Origin of the sequence: Aeromonas sp. s1(2024) (assembly GCF_040908005.1) — a bacterium.
GTDB lineage: Bacteria > Pseudomonadota > Gammaproteobacteria > Enterobacterales > Aeromonadaceae > Aeromonas > Aeromonas caviae.
The window spans coordinates 1-16,945 of record NZ_JBFOCW010000015.1; the positions used below are offsets into that span (position 1 = coordinate 1).

General features: G+C 61.7%; 12 protein-coding genes and 5 pseudogenes. 10 read left to right on the forward strand and 7 right to left on the reverse strand.

Features of this window, described 5'->3' with window-relative positions:
• Nucleotides 1-163 precede the first annotated feature (163 nt).
• The 5 genes from rluB to AB5Y70_RS04090 all read right to left on the reverse strand — a co-directional run bounded on the left by rluB (nt 164) and on the right by AB5Y70_RS04090 (nt 4,309).
• Nucleotides 164-1,087, reverse strand: a complete 924-nt coding sequence (gene rluB, locus AB5Y70_RS04070; RefSeq protein WP_010673705.1) for a 23S rRNA pseudouridine(2605) synthase RluB — start codon at nt 1,085-1,087, stop codon at nt 164-166.
• Entirely contained in the window at nt 1,080-1,772 is a 693-nt protein-coding gene (scpB, locus tag AB5Y70_RS04075; protein ID WP_104453169.1) for an SMC-Scp complex subunit ScpB, read from the reverse strand. The genes rluB and scpB overlap by 8 nt, the downstream gene beginning before the upstream one ends.
• A 41-nt stretch (nt 1,773-1,813) precedes the next feature.
• Entirely contained in the window at nt 1,814-2,689 is an 876-nt protein-coding gene (locus AB5Y70_RS04080) for a ScpA family protein (protein WP_368175938.1), read from the reverse strand.
• Complete coding sequence (locus tag AB5Y70_RS04085) at nt 2,682-3,302, reverse strand: L-threonylcarbamoyladenylate synthase (protein ID WP_010673702.1); 621 nt, start codon at nt 3,300-3,302, stop codon at nt 2,682-2,684. Before AB5Y70_RS04085 ends, AB5Y70_RS04080 begins: the two co-directional genes overlap by 8 nt.
• 125 nt (nt 3,303-3,427) lie before the next feature.
• Complete coding sequence (locus tag AB5Y70_RS04090; RefSeq protein ID WP_010673701.1) at nt 3,428-4,309, reverse strand: PHP domain-containing protein; 882 nt, start codon at nt 4,307-4,309, stop codon at nt 3,428-3,430.
• Nucleotides 4,310-4,733: 424 nt separating this feature from the next.
• Here AB5Y70_RS04090 and AB5Y70_RS04095 point away from each other — a divergent pair, with 424 nt between their 5' ends.
• From AB5Y70_RS04095 to AB5Y70_RS04130, 8 genes and pseudogenes are all read left to right on the forward strand, one after another.
• On the forward strand, nt 4,734-6,368 hold the full coding sequence (locus tag AB5Y70_RS04095; protein ID WP_010673700.1) for an anthranilate synthase component 1: 1,635 nt from the start codon (nt 4,734-4,736) through the stop codon (nt 6,366-6,368).
• A pseudogene (locus tag AB5Y70_RS04100) lies at nt 6,361-6,432 on the forward strand (anthranilate synthase component II); the annotation flags it as partial. The gene AB5Y70_RS04095 and the pseudogene AB5Y70_RS04100, both read left to right, overlap by 8 nt.
• Before the next feature lie 16 nt (nt 6,433-6,448).
• Nucleotides 6,449-7,048, forward strand: coding sequence for an aminodeoxychorismate/anthranilate synthase component II (locus AB5Y70_RS04105; RefSeq protein ID WP_010673698.1), 600 nt, complete (start codon nt 6,449-6,451; stop codon nt 7,046-7,048).
• Between the two features lie 10 nt (nt 7,049-7,058).
• Nucleotides 7,059-8,072, forward strand: a complete 1,014-nt coding sequence (gene trpD, locus AB5Y70_RS04110; protein WP_010673697.1) for an anthranilate phosphoribosyltransferase — start codon at nt 7,059-7,061, stop codon at nt 8,070-8,072.
• Nucleotides 8,072-9,577 (forward strand): bifunctional indole-3-glycerol-phosphate synthase TrpC/phosphoribosylanthranilate isomerase TrpF, encoded by a 1,506-nt coding sequence (gene trpCF, locus AB5Y70_RS04115; protein WP_319882321.1) that lies wholly within the window; start codon nt 8,072-8,074, stop codon nt 9,575-9,577. Before trpD ends, trpCF begins: the two co-directional genes overlap by 1 nt.
• A 188-nt stretch (nt 9,578-9,765) precedes the next feature.
• Nucleotides 9,766-10,959, forward strand: coding sequence for a tryptophan synthase subunit beta (trpB, locus tag AB5Y70_RS04120; protein ID WP_041214833.1), 1,194 nt, complete (start codon nt 9,766-9,768; stop codon nt 10,957-10,959).
• Nucleotides 10,956-11,762: a tryptophan synthase subunit alpha gene (trpA, locus tag AB5Y70_RS04125; RefSeq protein WP_102948674.1), complete on the forward strand. Its 807-nt coding sequence runs from the start codon at nt 10,956-10,958 to the stop codon at nt 11,760-11,762. The genes trpB and trpA overlap by 4 nt, the downstream gene beginning before the upstream one ends.
• 1,006 nt (nt 11,763-12,768) lie before the next feature.
• Nucleotides 12,769-12,948: pseudogene (locus tag AB5Y70_RS04130) on the forward strand (transposase family protein); the annotation flags it as partial.
• 80 nt (nt 12,949-13,028) lie between these two features.
• Here AB5Y70_RS04130 and istB read toward each other — a convergent pair.
• Both istB and istA read right to left on the reverse strand, forming a co-directional pair.
• The gene (gene istB / locus AB5Y70_RS04135; protein ID WP_043851824.1) at nt 13,029-13,784 is read right to left on the reverse strand and encodes an IS21-like element ISAs27 family helper ATPase IstB; all 756 of its coding nucleotides are present in this window, start codon (nt 13,782-13,784) and stop codon (nt 13,029-13,031) included.
• A 22-nt stretch (nt 13,785-13,806) separates the two neighbouring features.
• Nucleotides 13,807-15,369: pseudogene (gene istA / locus AB5Y70_RS04140) on the reverse strand (IS21-like element ISAs27 family transposase).
• A 205-nt stretch (nt 15,370-15,574) separates the two neighbouring features.
• On the opposite strand from istA, the pseudogene AB5Y70_RS04145 reads away from it, so the two are divergent.
• Nucleotides 15,575-16,531, forward strand: a pseudogene (locus tag AB5Y70_RS04145) (ISAs1-like element ISAs12 family transposase); the annotation flags it as partial.
• 280 nt (nt 16,532-16,811) lie between these two features.
• Nucleotides 16,812-16,945 (forward strand): annotated as a pseudogene (locus tag AB5Y70_RS04150) (IS5/IS1182 family transposase); the annotation flags it as partial.

The window sequence follows — 16,945 nt, forward strand, 5'->3', positions numbered from 1 at the left end:
CCTCCCAGCCTCCCCCTTCAAAAGGGGGAGGAGCTTGTCTGGCCCTTTCTCTCCCCTGTGCGATTCAGTCTCAAGGAGCCCGGCAGGAGCAGAAAACAAAAAAGCCCGCACCTTGGGGTGCGGGCTTGTGGCGTGTCCGGGGCGAGCGGCCCGTGGTGGCGGCTTACTTGCTGCCGGTGCCGGAATTGCGGGTGGAGGAGGTCGGCTTGCGACGGGCGGTGGTGGCACGGGCGCGCGGCTCCTTGCCCTGCATCTCCTTGTGGCGCTTCACGGCGCGACGGATCTGGGCGGCCTGCTTGTGGCGGGTGCTCTTGCCATCCTGCTGCAGATCGACCTTGGATTCGGTCTCGTTGGGCAGGTTGACCAGGCCGCGCAGGTAGTTCACTTCGGGCAACTTCAGCTCCTGCCAGCCGCCGCGGGGGATGCCGCGATCCAGGGTGACGTCGCCGTAGCGGATACGCATCAGGCGGCTCACCTGCACTTCCTGGGATTCCCACAGGCGGCGCACTTCCCGGTTGCGGCCCTCGGTCAGGGTGACGTTGAACCACTGGTTCAGCCCTTCACCGCCGGCCGGCTTGATCTTGTTGAACTTGGCCATGCCGTCTTCCAGCTGCACGCCCTTGCGCAGGCGCTGCAGCATGGCTTCGGTGATCTCGCCAAAGACGCGCACCGCGTATTCCCGCTCCACTTCGTGGCTCGGGTGCATCAGCCGGTTCGCCAGCTCGCCGTCGGTGGTGAACAGCAAGAGACCGGAGGTGTTGACGTCCAGACGACCCACCGCAATCCAGCGGGCGCCATCCATCTTGGGCAGACGATCAAACACGGTGGGACGTCCTTCCGGATCGTGGCGGGTGCACATCTCCCCTTCGGGCTTGTGGTAGGCCAGCACGCGGCAGATCACTTCCTCTGCGGCGCGGGTCTTGACCTGGTGGCCATCCACCCGGATCACGGCGTTCACTTCGACGCGATCCCCCAGCGTGGCGACCTTGCCATCCACGCTGACCCGACCTGCGGTGATCAGGGCCTCCATCTCACGACGGGAGCCTTGACCCGCGCGGGCCAATACTTTTTGCAGTTTTTCACTCATCGGGGTTACCTGATTGTTGATCGCTGCCCGCCGACATCGCGGACAGCATGGATGTCTGTGAGGCCGCCTCGCGGGCATCCTCACCATGTTCATGCGCAAGACGGCCCGCGGCGGGCCGCCCATCGCCTCCCTCGTCCGGCATGAGCGACAAGGGATGGGGCAGTTCGGGATCCAGCTCGGGGAGCTGCTCCAGACTCTGCAGATTGAAATAGTCCAGAAATTCGCGGGTGGTGGCGAGCAGCTCGGGACGACCCGCCACCTCCTTGTGTCCTATGCTGCGCACCCAGCCGCGCTCTTTCAAGGTGTTGACGATCTGGCTCGAGACCGCCACCCCGCGGATGGCTTCTATCTCTGCCCGGGTGATGGGCTGACGATAGGCAATCAGGGTCAGGGTTTCCAACACGGCGCGGGAATAACGGGGCGCCCGCTCGCTCCACAGGCGAGAGAGCTCCTCGGCATACTCCTGGCGGGCCTGGAAACGCCAGCCGGAGGCGACCTCCTTGAGCTCGACCCCCCGCGTCTCATAGTCTTTCTTGAGCTCCGCCAGCAGCAGCTGGACGTAGCGGCCGGTGACCGGGTAATCCGCCAGCACGCTGCCCTTGAGCTCGCTGACGTTGAGCGGGCGCCCGGCGACGAACAGGGCCGCCTCGATCAGGGTCTTCAGCCGTTCAGCGGGCAGCGCCACGACAGGCCTCCTGGGCTATGCCCATGGCCGTGAGCGGCCGCTCAGTGTACATGCTCATGCGCCGTCTCCTGACTTGCCAGGGCAAAGTGGATGGGCCCCAGGGGCTCTGCCTGCAGGATCCAGATAAGCTGCTCCTTGCACAGCTCCAGCAGGGCCAGGAAGGTCACCAGTACCCCCATGCGCCCCTCCTCGGCCCGCAGCACCTGCTCCAGGCGCAGGGTCTGGCCCAGGGAGAGCATGGCGAGGATCTCCGCCATCCGCACCCGGGTCGGGATCTGCTCCCGGCGGATCTGGTGATGCTCAAAATGAGTCGCGCGTTTTACCACACTTTGCATGTAAAGGGCGAGTTCAACCAGAGAAACATCGGGCGCCAATGGCTTCAAGGCACCAAAATCCGGCGCCATGGCGGCGGCGACGAAGATCTCCCGCTCCACCCTCGGCAGGGCATTGACCCGCTCCGCCCCCAGCTTGTAGCGCTCGTACTCCTGCAGGCGACGAATGAGGGTGACGCGAGGGTCTTCCCCCTCCTCCTCGTCTTCCAGCTCCGGGGCCTTGGGCAGCAGCAGGCGGGACTTTATCTCCGCGAGCCAGGCCGCCATCAGCAGGTATTCCGCCGCCAGCTCGAGGTTGAGGCCCTGCATCAGATCCACGTACTCCATGTACTGGGCGGTGATCTGCAGGATGGGCAGGTTGAGGATGTCGAGCTGCTGGCGCCGGATGAGGTAGAGCAAGAGATCCAGCGGTCCCTCGAAGGTGTCGAGAAACACCTCCAGCGCATCGGGGGGGATGAACAAGTCCTGGGGCAGCTCATGGTAGGGCTGCCCCAGCACGGTGGCGATGGGCGGGGGAAGGGAAGCCTCCCCCGTCGTGCCCGCGGGGGTTGTCAGCGCGGGCACGGGGTCGGCAAGATCACTCAAACGGCGTCGGATCCCCGGCACCGCGGCGACGCAGCACGGGCTCGTCGTCGGAGAAGTCCACCACAGTGGTGGGCTGCTCGCCCAGATACCCGCCGTTGACCACCAGATCCAGCTGCTTGCCGAGCTTGTCGGCGATCTCCTCGGGGTCGAACTCCGCCATCTCGGAGCCCGGCAGGATCAGAGTGGTGGAGAGCAGCGGCTCACCGAGGGCCTCGAGCAAGGCCAGCGCGATGTTGTTGGCCGGGACCCGGATGCCGATGGTCTTCTTCTTCTCGTTCATGAGGCGACGCGGCACCTCCTTGGTGGCCTTGAAGATGAAGGTGTAGGGTCCGGGGGTGTTGTTCTTGACCAGCCGGAAGGCGGTGTTGTCCACCTTGGCATAGGTGGAGATCTCCGAGAGATCCCGGCACACCAGGGTGAAGTCGTGGTTCGGCTCGATACGACGGATGCGGCAGATGCGCTCCAAAGCATCCTTGTTGCCCATCTGGCAGCCCAGGGCGTAGCCGGAGTCGGTGGGATAGACGATGACGCCGCCGTTTTGCAGGATCTGCACCGCCTGGCTGATGAGGCGAACCTGGGGATTGTCGGGATGTACGTAAAAATGCTGACTCATATGCTCTTCTCGCGATAGGGGGCACGCTCGTTGCCCGCTTCATGGTCAAGGGCCCCTTGGCCCATGACACTACCTTAACCTGTTTGACGCAGACTCGCCTGCATCAAAGATGCCGGCCCGGGGGGTCAGCGGCTGGCCAGCAGGCCCGCATGCTCCTCGGGGGTGAGCCCGAAATGGCCGGGGTGGCCCAGCCACAGCGGCATCCCCTCCTTGGGGAGCCAGAGGTGGCGGCCAAGCTCGGTCCAGTTGGAGGGGAAGTGAAAATCGGACCCCACCGAAATATAGAGATCGTGCTCCCTGGCCCACTGGCCGAGATTCGCCCGCTCCTGTGGGCTCTGCTGGGGCAGGGAGACCTCCATGGCATCCCCCCCGACGGACTTGAAGGCCACCAGCAGCCGCTTGATCCACTTGGCGGTGAGATTGTAGCGGCTCGGGTGAGCCAGCACCGCCAGCCCGCCTGCGGCGTGGATGGCCTCGATGGCCTCCCCCATCCCGGGCCACTCGGCGGGCACATAGCCCTTGTTGCCCCGGCTCAGGTACTTCTTGAACACCTTCTGCATATTGTCGGCCACCCCGCGCGCCACCAGCACCCGGGCAAAGTGGGCCCGGGTCACGGCGGCGTCACCGGCAAGCTGCTTGGCCTCTTCATAGGTGCCCGGGATGAGGCACTTCTCCAGACGACGCCCTATTTCCTCGGCGCGCGCCTCCCGGCGAGCCCGCTGCCCTGCCAGAAAGGCGAGCAACTGGGGATTTTTCTCGTCCACCCCGAGGGCCACGATGTGGATCTCGTGATGCTCCCACCCGGTGGAGATCTCCACCCCGCTCACCAGGCGCAGTGGCAACTGGTCGGCCGAGATGGTCTGGCGCACCTCCTCAAGCCCGTCGAGGGTATCGTGGTCAGTGACCGCTAACACCTCCACCCCTTTTTCGGCGGCGCGGCGCACCAGGTCGGCGGGGCTCAGCACCCCGTCCGAGGCGGTGGTGTGGCAATGAAGATCGAATCTCATCGGCGTGTTTCGCTCTTGTTTGGGACCTGCCTGGAAAAGGCCGGCAAAAAAGCGACTTGACTTGGCCGCGGCTTTATCGTTTTCTGTAGGCACTTCATTGCAAACATCTTTTTACAGGACTCAATCTCATGCAAGCGACTTCCATCCTGACCATCTGGTGGTGGCACACTCCCTGACATGCGGGCGTGTGGTCGTTGCTGTACCTGTAATCTGACAGCAAGTTAAGAACCCAAAGAAAAAGCCCGCTGACCCCAGCGGGCTTTTTTATTATCCGGCAAATGGACCTGTGATGAAACCGACAATTCAGAGAAGCACACTGACATGGCGATGGCGAACTCGCTGACGTGACCCGAACCCGACCCATTTTCAAGAGAGACAGCGCCATGACCATCGGTGACACACAACACATGCAAGGGAAGGCATTATGACAGGCAACAAGACCCGTTTGCCCCTGGGCGAATTCGATACCATCCGGCTCAATGCCCCCTATGTGACAGACCCCCTGGCACTCTATACCCGACTCTGCCAGGACAGACCCAACAACCTGCTGCTCGAATCGGTGGAGATCGACTCCAAGGCCGGCACCCAGAGCCTGCTGCTGGTGGACGCCTGCCTGCGCATCGAGTGCCGCGGCCGCGCCGTGCAGGTGCGCCCCCTCGGCGACAACGGCGCCGCCCTGCTGCGCCTGCTGGAGCAGCGCCTGCCCGCCGTCATCACCCAGACCCGGGTGGCGGACGAGCTGCACCTCGACTTCCCGGCGTCCGATCGGGAGCTTGACGAAGACAGCCGCCTCAAGGGCAGCAGCGTGCTGGACGTGCTGCGCACCCTGCAGCGGGAGCTGCAATGCCCGCAGGGCAAAGAGGCCCTCTTCATGGCGGGCAGCTTCGCCTACGACCTCATCGCCTCCTTTGAAGACTTGCCCGAGGTGCCAGAGGGGAGCAACGACTGCCCTGACTACTGCTTCTATGTGGCCGAGACCCTGATCACCATCGATCACATCAAGCAGAGCACCCAGTTGCTGGCCTGCCTGTTCGGCGGCGAAGAGGATGAGCAGCTGGACGCGCGCTACGCCCGCCTGACCGCTCGCCTCGAGTCTTTCAAACAGGCCTGTCAGCAGCCGCTGCCTGCGCCGCAGGGCACGGCGCCGCTGACCGGCGCCCTGGCCGTCGACAAGGGGGACAAGCAGTTCTGCGCCGAGGTCGAGAAGCTCAAGGGCTTCATCCGCCGTGGTGACATCTTCCAGGTGGTGCCGTCCCGCAGCTTCTCCCTCCCCTGCCCGGATCCCGTCGCCGCCTATCGCCGCCTCAAGCAGACCAACCCCAGCCCCTACATGTTCTACGTGCAGGACGAGGGTTTCACCCTGTTTGGCGCCTCCCCCGAGAGCGCGGTCAAGTTCTGCGCCAACAGCCGCCAGGTGGAGATGTACCCCATCGCCGGCACCCGCCGCCGCGGCCTCAACCCGGACGGCAGCATCAACCTGGATCTGGACGGCCGCATCGAGCTGGAGCTGCGTCAGGACGAGAAAGAGGTGGCCGAGCACCTGATGCTGGTGGATCTGGGCCGCAACGACATCGCCCGCATCTCCGCCCCCGGCACCCGCTACGTCAAGGATCTGCTGAAAGTGGATCGCTACAGCCACGTCATGCACCTGGTCTCCCGGGTGGTGGGCACCCTTCGCGCCGACCTTGACGCCCTGCACGCCTACCAGGCCTGCATGAACATGGGCACCCTGACCGGTGCCCCCAAGCTGCGCGCCAGCGAGCTTATCCGCATGGTGGAAGGCAAGCGTCGCGGCAGCTACGGCGGCGCCGTGGGTTACCTGAACGGCGCAGGGGAAATGGACACCTGCATCGTCATCCGCTCCGCCTTCGTGAAAGAGGGGGTCGCCCATGTCCAGGCCGGCGCCGGGGTGGTCTATGACTCCAAACCCCAGGCCGAGGCGGACGAGACCCGCGCCAAGGCGGCGGCCGTGCTGGCCGCCATCGCTGCCAGCCATGGCACCTCCCTGCAGGCCCTCAGCGCCCAGCAGGAACAACACAAGGACGTGAGCCATGACTAACATCTTCCTGCTCGACAACTTCGATTCGTTCACTTACAACGCTTTGGCCGACCAGTTCCGCACTTCGAAGGAGCAGTCCCATGACTAACATCTTCCTGCTCGACAACTTCGACTCGTTTACCTACAACCTCGTCGACCAGTTCCGCACCCTGGGCTACCCGGTGCGCATCTACCGTAACAGCCTGCCGGCGAGCCGCATCATGCAGGAGATCGACGCCTGCGAAGGGGACGCCGTGCTGGTGCTCTCCCCGGGGCCGGGCGCCCCCCATGAGGCGGGCTGCCTCATCGATCTCATCAAGCTGGCCCGGGGTCGGGTGCCCATCCTCGGCATCTGCCTCGGTCATCAGGCCCTGTGCGAAGCCTACGGCGGCACCGTCGGGGCGGCGGGGGAAATCGTCCACGGCAAGCGCTCGCTGATTGAGCACAACGGCCATGGCGCCTTCGCGGGGCTGCCGAGCCCCTTGCCGGTGGCCCGCTACCACTCCCTGGTCGCCACCTATGTGCCACAAGAGTTGCAGGTGATTGCCCACTATCAGGGCATGCCCATGGCCATAGAGCAGCGTGATGAGCGGGTGCTGGGCTTCCAGTTCCACCCGGAATCCATCATGACCAGCGAAGGGGCCCGCCTGCTCACCCAGGCCCTCGCCCACATCACCCGTCCAGAAAGCCACGTGCGGTAAGGAAGAGACCATGCATCAACATCTCAACACCCTCTATCAGGGTCAGTCTCTCACCCGCGACGCCGCCCGCGATGCCTTCGGTCAGGTGGTTCGTGGTGAAGTGGATCCCATCGTGCTCGCGAGCCTTTTGACCGCCCTCAAGATCAAGGGGGAGACCCCGGAGGAGATCGCCGGCGCCGCCGAGGCGCTGCTGGCCGAAGCCCGCGACTTCCCGCGCCCGGACTATGCCTTCTGCGACATCGTCGGCACCGGGGGAGACGGCCTCAACACCATCAACGTCTCCACCACCTCGGCCCTGGTGGCCGCCGCCTGCGGCCTGAAAGTGGCCAAGCACGGCAACCGCTCGGTCTCGAGCAAGTCGGGGTCGAGCGATCTGCTCGATAAAATGGGCATCAAGCTCGACATGAGCCCGGCCCAGGCCCGCCGCTGCCTGGACGAGCTCGGGGTCTGCTTCCTGTTCGCCCCCCAGTACCACGCCGGGGTGCGCCACGCCATGCCGGTGCGCCAGGCCCTCAAGACCCGCACCCTGTTCAACGTGCTGGGGCCGCTCATCAACCCCGCTCGTCCCAGCTTCCAGCTGATGGGGGTCTATGCCCCCGAGCTGGTGCGCCCCATCGCCGAAACCCTGCTGGCACTCGGCCTGAAAACCGGTATGGTGGTGCACGGCGCCGGTCTCGACGAGATTGCCATCCACGGCCCGACCCAGGTGGCGGAGATCCGCGACGGCGAAATTCGCGAGTACTTGCTCACCCCGGCGGACTTTGGCCTCGACACCTACCCGGTCAGCGCCATCCAGGGCGGTGAGCCCGAGGAGAACCGCGCCATCACCGCCGCCATCCTGGAAGGACGCGGCAGCCCGGCCCACAACGCCGCCATCGCCGCCAACGTGGCGCCGCTCCTGGTCATGGCGGGCGAGGCCCCGGACTTTAGGCAGGCCGCCGCCCGGGTGCTGGCGGTGCTGGCAAGCGGCCAGGCCGCCCTCCTCGCCCGGGATCTCGCCACCCTGAGCCATCAGGAGGCATGATGTCAGCCACCACCACAGCGTGCCCCAGGGGCACTCACCCAGAACGCCCGACGGGCAACAGCCAGCTTCGCAAGGATAACGAGATGTCAGATGTCATTGCTCCCCACGCCTTTCTGAACATGGCCTCCATCAGCCAGACCATTCTCGGCAAGATCGTGGCGGCCAAGCAGGAGTGGGTCGCCGCCCGCAAGGAAAGCCAGCCCCTGGCGAGCTTCCAGGACGCGCTGACCCCGAGCGATCGGGATTTCGAGGGGGATCTGCGCCAAGGCTCCACCCGCTTCATTCTGGAGTGCAAGAAGGCCTCCCCCTCCAAGGGCTTGATCCGGAATGACTTCAGCCCGGAGGCCATCGCCGACATCTATGGCCACTACGCCACCGCCATCTCGGTGCTGACGGACGAGAAGTTCTTCCAGGGGGATTTCGCCTTCCTGCCCCGGGTACGCGGCCGCGTCCAGCAGCCGGTGCTCTGCAAGGACTTCATGATTGACCCCTATCAGGTCTATCTGGCCCGCCACTATCAGGCGGACGCCATCCTCCTGATGCTCTCGGTGCTCACCGACGAGGGGTATCGCGCCCTGTTCAACGTGGCGAAAGAATTGGGCCTGGGGGTGCTCACCGAGGTGAGCAACGAGGAGGAGCTGACCCGCGCCATCGACCTCGGCGCCCCGGTGATTGGCATCAACAACCGGGATCTGCGGGATTTGAGCGTCGATCTTGCCCGCACCCGGCAACTGGCGGCCAGGATCCCGGGGGATCGGGTGGTGATCAGCGAATCCGGCATCAACCACCGCGCCCAGGTGGCGGCCCTGCGCCACCACGCCAAGGGCTTCCTGGTGGGATCTTCCCTCATGGCGGAGCCGGATCTGGAGGCCGCGGTGCGCAAGCTCGTGCTCGGCCAGAACAAGGTGTGCGGCCTGACCCGTCCCGAGGACGCCGCCGCCGCCCATCAGGCGGGCGCCGTGTTCGGCGGCCTCATCTTTGTGGCGAAAAGCCCGCGCTACGTGGACATTCCCGCCGCCCGCGCCGTGATGGCGGGCGCGCCGCTCTCTTACGTCGGGGTGTTTCGCAATGCCCAGCCCGCCACCATCGCCAAGACGGTGGATGCGCTGGGGCTCGCCGCCGTGCAACTGCACGGGGACGAAGACGCCGCCTATATCGAGACCCTGCGCCCCCTGCTGCCGGCGGGCTGCCAGATCTGGAAGGCCGTCGGAGTCACAAGTGGCGAGCCCCTGCCCACCCTCGACTACCCGGCGGATCGCCTGCTGCTTGATACCAAAGTCGGCAGCCAGAGCGGCGGCACCGGCCAGGCGTTCGACTGGACCCTGCTGGCCGGGCTCGACAAGAGCAAACTGATGCTGGCGGGGGGCCTCAACCCCGACAACGCCCTCGAGGCCGCGCAAGTGGGCTGCCTCGGCCTTGATTTCAACTCCGGGGTGGAGAGTGCCCCGGGCAGGAAGGATGCTCACAAGCTGGCGGCTGCCTTTGGGGCCCTGCGCCAACTGTGAGCGCCTCCGTGACTCATTCAACGAATTAATGAACTGCGTTTGCCCATAAGCACAAGGAATAATGTATGACCCTGCTCAATCCGTTTTTCGGTGAATTTCGTCGATGACATGTATGTGCCCCAGCCATACGCCTCAGCCCGCCAAGGCTCATACCTGATCTCAATTGCAGAATGTAAAGGAAGATAACCATGACCCTGCTCAATCCGTTTTTTGGTGAATTTGGCGGTATGTATGTGCCCCAGATCCTCATCCCCGCCCTGCTCCAGCTGGAGAAGGCTTTTGTCGATGCCAAGGATGATCCGGCTTTCGTCGCCGAGTTTCAGGCGCTCCTGACCGAGTACGCCGGTCGCCCGACACCGCTCACCCTCACCCGCAATTTGACCAAGGGCACCAAGACCCGCCTCTACCTCAAGCGTGAAGATCTGCTGCACGGCGGCGCCCACAAGACCAACCAGGTACTGGGCCAGGCCCTGCTTGCCAAGCGCATGGGCAAGCACGAGATCATCGCCGAGACCGGCGCCGGTCAGCACGGTGTGGCGACGGCGCTGGCCTGCGCCCTGCTCGGCCTCAAGTGCCGTGTCTACATGGGGGCCAAGGATTGCGAGCGCCAGAAGCCGAATGTGTTTCGTATGAAGCTGATGGGTGCCACCGTGATCCCGGTGCACTCCGGCTCCAGCACCCTGAAAGATGCCTGCAACGAGGCGCTGCGGGACTGGGCTGCCAACTATGAAACCGCCCACTACCTGCTCGGCACCGCCGCTGGCCCCCACCCCTTCCCCACTATCGTGCGGGAGTTCCAGAAGATGATCGGGGAAGAGGCCAAGGCCCAGTGCTTCGAAAAAGAAGAGCGCCTGCCGGATGCGGTGATCGCCTGCGTCGGCGGCGGCTCGAATGCCATCGGCATGTTCGCGGACTTTATCGATGAGCCTTCCGTTCGCCTTATCGGGGTCGAGCCGGGTGGTCACGGCATCGAGAGTGGCGAGCACGGTGCGCCGCTGGGTCACGGCAGCAAGGGGGTCTTCTTTGGCATGCACTCCTTCCTGATGCAGGACAACCAGGGCCAGATCCAGGAGTCCTACTCCGTCTCGGCGGGGCTGGACTTCCCCTCCGTCGGCCCCCAGCACGCCCACCTGGCCGCCATCGGCCGCGCCGAGTACCCCTCGGTGACCGACAAGGAGGCGCTGGACGCCTTTCAGGAGCTGGCCAAATCCGAAGGCATCATACCGGCGCTGGAGTCCTCCCACGCCCTGGCTCATGCCCTCAAGATGGCCCGCAGTGAACCGGAAAAAGAGCAGGTGCTCATCGTCAACCTCTCCGGCCGTGGCGACAAAGACATCTTCACCGTTGCCGACATCTTTGAAAAAGAAGGAACCTTGTCATGAACCGTTACGCACAACTCTTCTCCCGTCTGGACGAAGCCAATCAGGGCGCCTTTGTGCCGTTCGTGATGCTGGGTGACCCCACCCCCGAATTGTCCCTGGCCATCGTCGATGCCCTGGTCGAAGGGGGCGCCGACGCCCTCGAACTCGGCATTCCCTTCTCCGATCCGGTGGCAGACGGCCCCACCATTCAGGGCGCAGCCCTGCGTGCCTTTGCCAGCCACACCACCCCGGACGACTGCTTCGGCCTGCTCGCCCGCATCCGCGCCAAGTACCCGGAACTGCCCATTGGCCTCCTGGTCTACGCGAACCTGGTCTATGTGCGCCACATCGACGGCTTCTACGAGAAGTGCCAGCAGGCAGGGGTGGACTCGGTGCTGGTGGCGGACGTGCCGGTGCAGATGTGCGAACCCTACAAGGCGGCCGCCGACAAGTTCGGCATCGACAGCATCTTTATCGCCCCGCCCAACGGCGATGCCGAGACGCTCAAGGCTGTTGCCGAGCTCGGCTCCGGTTACACCTATCTGGTGAGCCGCGCCGGCGTGACCGGTGCCGAGACCAAGGCCGGTATGCCGGTGGAGGGTCTCATCAACACCCTGCGCGAGTTCAATGCCCCCCCCGCCCTGCTCGGCTTTGGCATCAGCGAACCGGCTCAGGTGCGTGAGGCCATCGCCGCTGGCGCCGCCGGTGCCATTTCAGGCTCCGCCGTGGTGAAGATCATCGAGACCCACCACCAGAACCCGGAACATATGCTCACTCGTCTGAAAGAGTTTGTGGAAGGGATGAAGGCCGCGACCAATCGATAAGGGGCGGCATTGGTCAAATGCCATTGACCATGTCTGAGAAAAGGGAGCCTGATAGGCTCCCTTTTGTTATCCGGCGTCAGCGATTCGCTTCTCTGTAGGTCTGATTAGCGAAGCGTAATCAGACGTTCGCGACGTTGATGTGATGGCGCGGCTTCGCCACGCAGGACGCGAGGGCTCTGCCCTCGACGGGGTTTCGCCCGCCCTTCGGGCTGGGGCGAGTGACTTTGGAAAGACCCAAAGTCACCAAAGGTCTTCTCCCCCGCTTATTCGCCCGACTGAAGTCGGGTACCTTCGGCTCACCCTCTTGTCCAACGGCACGCGCCGATGGGCCGTCCATGGCCCAGCGCCGCTCGCTCGGCATCCTGCCTCGCGGCCTGGACAAGAGGGCTTGCCTCAGCGAATAAGAGGGGGATCAAAACCGCGCCAGCCCTAAGCTCCCGCCTAACCGCAAGCAAGCCCCCTCTCCCTCCGGGAGAGGGTTGGGGTGAGGGGATTTCCCACTATTCTGCTCACCCAACAGCCAACTAGAACGACAGTTGCTCACTAATTGGTTGAACCAGCTCAGATTTCTATCAACCACCCCTTCCCATGCCTCGATCAGAGCCATTAAGATAGCCAAACGGCAATCCATCTCTCGGGAAACGCCATGGAAGCGATTGTTGACATAGCGCAGGTGACGAACAGCGAATTGGGAGCTGAAACTCAGGGGCGGTAGCGTATCCGTCGCAGGGCGAGATCGTGAACATTTTGTTAAAAATTAAAAATAGTTTTTTGCCTACAAAACAAATACTTATAGGCCTGTGATATGCAGTTAACTTTATAGTCAGGATCGCCTTCACACTTTTTAATCGTCACTGCACGTCATTTCAGCTCAAAAAATGCGCATGAAATCCAAAAAATGATAATTTCCATGATTTCCATAGTTAACAATTTGCTCACATCCTCACCCTGAAATTTGACCTGGTGATCCGGCTGTGATCTCATGCTCCTTTTCAGGAGTGCTCTCATGTCTATTGATGCCGTTTTCGCTCAGTTCTTCGACAATATTCACGACCCTCGCCAGCATGCCAAGATTTATTATCCCTTCTACGATGTCCTGTTTCTCACCGTCTGTGCCGTGATCGGCGGGGCTGAGGGCTGGGAAGATATTGAGGATTTCGGCGAGGTTCATCTTCCCTGGTTTCAATGGCTAATAACATCATGTCGATCAGCCAATAACATCATGCCGATCACTTTTTTTCTGCCCGCGTTTATAGCGTCTTCCTTTTACTCCGCCTGATCGGCATCGGTCAAGTTGGCGCCCTGTTTTCTCATCGATTCTCCCGTTAAGGTCACGCGCACCGCTCTGTGGATCAGTCGGTCCAAGATCGCCTCGGCGAAGGTTGCCTCTCCGATCATCCCGTACCACTTCTCCACCGGCAATTGGCTCGCCACTATCGTTGAGACGTTGCCGTAGCGGGTATCGATGATCTCCAGCAGGTTGCTGCGTTCGCTCGCGTCCAGCATCTCCATGCCCCAGTCATCCAGGATCAGTACCCCTATGTTGCTTACCCGCTCCAGCAGTTTCGGATAGCTGCCATCCGCTTGGGCCAGTCGCATCTCTTCAAGCAGGGTTTTCAGCCGGTAATACCGCACGCCCACTCCTTGCCGGATAAAGTAACGGCCCAGGGCACACGCCAGGTAACTCTTGCCACAGCCTGCCGCGCCCGTTAGCAGCAGGTTTTGTTGATGACTCAGCCAGTGTCCTTCCAGCAGTTGGCGGATCTGCGCTTTGCTCACGCCTCGACCCGCCCGATAGTCGAGCTGCTCCACCTGTCCGGCTAGCCGGAACCGGGCTTGCTTCTCCAGGCGGTTGGTTTTCCTCTGCTCCCGCTGCACCAGCTCATGGCTCAGTAACAGTTGCAGCCGCTCTTCAAAACCCATATCCAGGTACAGCATGCTCTGGGCCTGCTGCTGGTTCAGAGCCTGTTTCATGCCGCTCAAGTGCAGGCGGCTTAGTTGTTCATCGAGGTGTAATTGCATCGGCTTCTCCTGATCCGTGGGGTTAGTGGAAGTAGTGCTCGCCATGGACATTGTCATGACGGATGTCTTGCAGCGGATCCTGTCGCTCGTTGGCAATGAGTTGTTGCTCCAGGCCATGCTTGAGCATGCTGCGGATGTTGTGCAGCCGGTTGGCGCCGGTCAGGTGCCCCCGGAGGCAGGCCGCTTCCAGCCGCTCCTTGCCATAGGTTTTGCTCTGCCCCAGCAAGGCCAGGCAAGGGCGCACCGCTTGCGTCGAATGCTCTGCCTGCCGGATAAAGCCATCCACCCAATGCGTGGTGTAGGGGCCGATGGACGCCGCCCAGCCAAGCAGTCGCTCCGGCGACCACTCCAGCAGTGCCTGATGATGCGCGGGCATGTGTTCACGCAGGCTGCTGTGCTGGCCTTTGTGATGACTCCGCTGGTGTTCGGCCACGATCTTGCCCGCGTGGTACAGCGTGACGGTATGCTCGGCCAGATGCGCCTCCAGCCGCTTGCCCTACAAGGCATAGGGCACTGTGTAATAGTGCTTTTCCAGATCGACGTGGTAGTCCTTACCAACCAGCACCGGCACTACTTTGGTGTAGTGATAGGGATAATCCGGCAACGGCTTGAGCGCCGGTGCATCGAGCTCGGCAAACAGTGAGGCACGGCAGCCAGGCAGCTTCTGGAAGGATTTCTGGTTGAGCCGGGTCAGCAGTTCACCCATTCGCTGATTGAGCTGGGCCAGGCTATGGAAGGTTTCATGACGCAGCACCGCCAGGATCCAGCGGGTGACGATCTGCACGCCCACCTCCGCCTTGGACTTATCCTTCGGCTTGCGGGGCCGCGCGGGCATGATCGCCGTACCGAAATGGGCCGCCAGCATCTGGTAGGTAGGGTTGAGATCCGGATCGGTATTGCGCGCCACGCTGACGGCACTCTTGAGGCAATCAGGTACCACCAATTGCGGCACACCGCCAAAGAACTCGAAAGCGCGCTTGTGGCTCATCACCCAGTCATCGAGCTGCTGGGAGCGGGTGGCCTCGGCAAAGGTGTAGTTGGAGGCCCCCAGCACGGCGACAAAGATCTGGGCCCGGTAAAGGATCTCGCCGGTATGCGGATCGACAATGGGCATGGTCTGGCCGCAGTAGTCGACAAAGAGTTTTTCGCCCGCAATATGGGTCTGCCGCATCGAGGGTTGCAGCAGCGCCGCCCACTCTTTATAGAGCCGACAGAAGTGGTTGTAGCTGTAGTGGGAGCCTGGATGGCGCTCGGCGTACTCCTGCCATAGCAGCTCGAGGGTCACGCCTTTTTGACCTGGTTTTTTGAGTTCCTGATGCAACAAGGCCCAGTTGGGAGTGGGTTTGTGCTGAGTTTTATGAACAGAGCAGGTCTTGAGAAATGCGCGCTCCAGGGAGACATCATCCCAGGACTCAGACAGGGGCCAGGTCATGATACCCAGTTGAGCCGCCCGGTTGAGGTAATAGGATACGGTGCTAGGAGAGATATGCAGGCTGAGGGCGATCTGCCGATGAGCCAGTTGAGCCTGAAATTTAAGGCGAAGAATTTCTTTGAGTTTTCTCACAGTGATAGGCCTCGCAGACATGCACGTTCCTCTGTTGGAGCAGATGGGAAAGTGCGGGTTTAACGAAGCGGGAAGAAAAAGTCACCAATAACATGGATGCCGATCATGGTTTCCCATCGAGGGTAAAAAGTGATCGGCTTGGGATGTTATTGAGTGATCGGCATGGATGTTATTACGTGATCGGCATGAATGTTATTGAGCGATCGCCATGCGTGGGAATATGCAGTTTCAATCCAAGGGACTGTTTAAAAACGGCATTCCTGTCCATGACACCATTGCCAGGATCATCTCCGGCATCAAACCAGAGCCGTTTCAGGCCGCCTTTGTGCGGTGGACTCAAGCCATTAACCAGCACACCGATGGCGCCCTGGTCGCTATCGATGGCAAAACCCTGCGCAGTTCCTATGACCGTGAGGATCGAACGTCGACCATTCACATGGTCAGTGCCTATGCCGCCGCCAATAAGCTGGTGCTCGGACAGATAAAAACCGACGCCAAGTCCAATGAAATTACCGCTATTCCCGAGTTGCTGGCGCTGCTCGACATCAAAGGCTGCCTGGTATCCATCGATGCGATGGGGTGCCAGACCGAGATCGCCGAGACCATCCTTCAGCAAGGTGGCGATTACTTATTGGCCGTCAAAGGCAACCAACCCAAGTTGTTCGAGGCGGTTCGACAGGCCCTCGCCCCGCTGGCGGCCACCCCGTTATGCGCAGAGACGATGACGCTTGAGAAGGCTCATGGCCGCATCGATGGTCGTGAGTACCATGTCATGGCGGCGGGCGAGTTGGCCGCCCAGTTTCCTCATTGGAAACAGTTGCACAGCATTGGCGTGGCCATCTCCTATCGCGTTGAAAATATGCAAAAAATTACCATAGAGCAGCGTTATTTCATCAGTTCCAAAGCGTTGGTGCAGGATGAGTTTGCGCGAGCGGTGCGTGGGCACTGGGCCATCGAAAATAGCCTGCACTGGGTGCTGGACGTCACGATGGGCGAGGATGATTGCCCGATTTATCGCGGTGATGCCGCAGAGATTTTGGCGTGCATCCGGCACATGGGGCTGAACATGCTCAGGGCCGAGACTTCACGCAAGGCGAGCGTAAGACGGAAGCAAAAAATCGCAGGAATGAGCAGTGAATATCTGGAAACGGTACTCAATACGGGTCTCAAAAAACTGGGTTAAATTTAACAAAATGTTCACGCTCTCACCCTGGTATCCGTCGCTTTCAATATCCAACTCTCTATCTGTGTTTTTTACAATTGAAACAGAGGAAGATAAGCGAATACTTTCAGGCATCAGAGGCAGACTGGTAATACCATGATTATATTTTAATTTTTTCATGGTGACGATCAGCGCAGAACAGCGTTATATGAAAAGCCTTAATCATCATTTAGGGAAGGTGCGAACAAGTCCCTGATATGAGATCATGTTTGTCATCTGGAGCCATGAAAAAGGGTTCATCATGAGTCATCAGCTCACCTTCGCCGACAGTGAATTCAGCAGTAAGCGCCGTCAGACCAGAAAAGAGATTTTCTTGTCCCGCATGGAGCAGATTCTGCCATGGCAAAACATGGTGGAAGTCATCGAGCCGTTTTA

Bases quoted from the DNA above. Each gene is read 5' to 3' on its own strand.
- AB5Y70_RS04090 (WP_010673701.1), bottom strand. From the start codon at position 4,309: ATGAGATTCGATCTTCATTGCCACACCACCGCCTCGGACGGGGTGCTG.
- trpCF (WP_319882321.1), top strand. From the start codon at position 8,072: ATGTCAGCCACCACCACAGCGTGCCCCAGGGGCACTCACCCAGAACGC.
- AB5Y70_RS04105 (WP_010673698.1), top strand. From the start codon at position 6,449: ATGACTAACATCTTCCTGCTCGACAACTTCGACTCGTTTACCTACAAC.
- istB (WP_043851824.1), bottom strand. From the start codon at position 13,784: ATGCAATTACACCTCGATGAACAACTAAGCCGCCTGCACTTGAGCGGC.
- AB5Y70_RS04095 (WP_010673700.1), top strand. From the start codon at position 4,734: ATGACAGGCAACAAGACCCGTTTGCCCCTGGGCGAATTCGATACCATC.
- AB5Y70_RS04085 (WP_010673702.1), bottom strand. From the start codon at position 3,302: ATGAGTCAGCATTTTTACGTACATCCCGACAATCCCCAGGTTCGCCTC.
- rluB (WP_010673705.1), bottom strand. From the start codon at position 1,087: ATGAGTGAAAAACTGCAAAAAGTATTGGCCCGCGCGGGTCAAGGCTCC.
- trpA (WP_102948674.1), top strand. From the start codon at position 10,956: ATGAACCGTTACGCACAACTCTTCTCCCGTCTGGACGAAGCCAATCAG.
- trpD (WP_010673697.1), top strand. From the start codon at position 7,059: ATGCATCAACATCTCAACACCCTCTATCAGGGTCAGTCTCTCACCCGC.
- trpB (WP_041214833.1), top strand. From the start codon at position 9,766: ATGACCCTGCTCAATCCGTTTTTTGGTGAATTTGGCGGTATGTATGTG.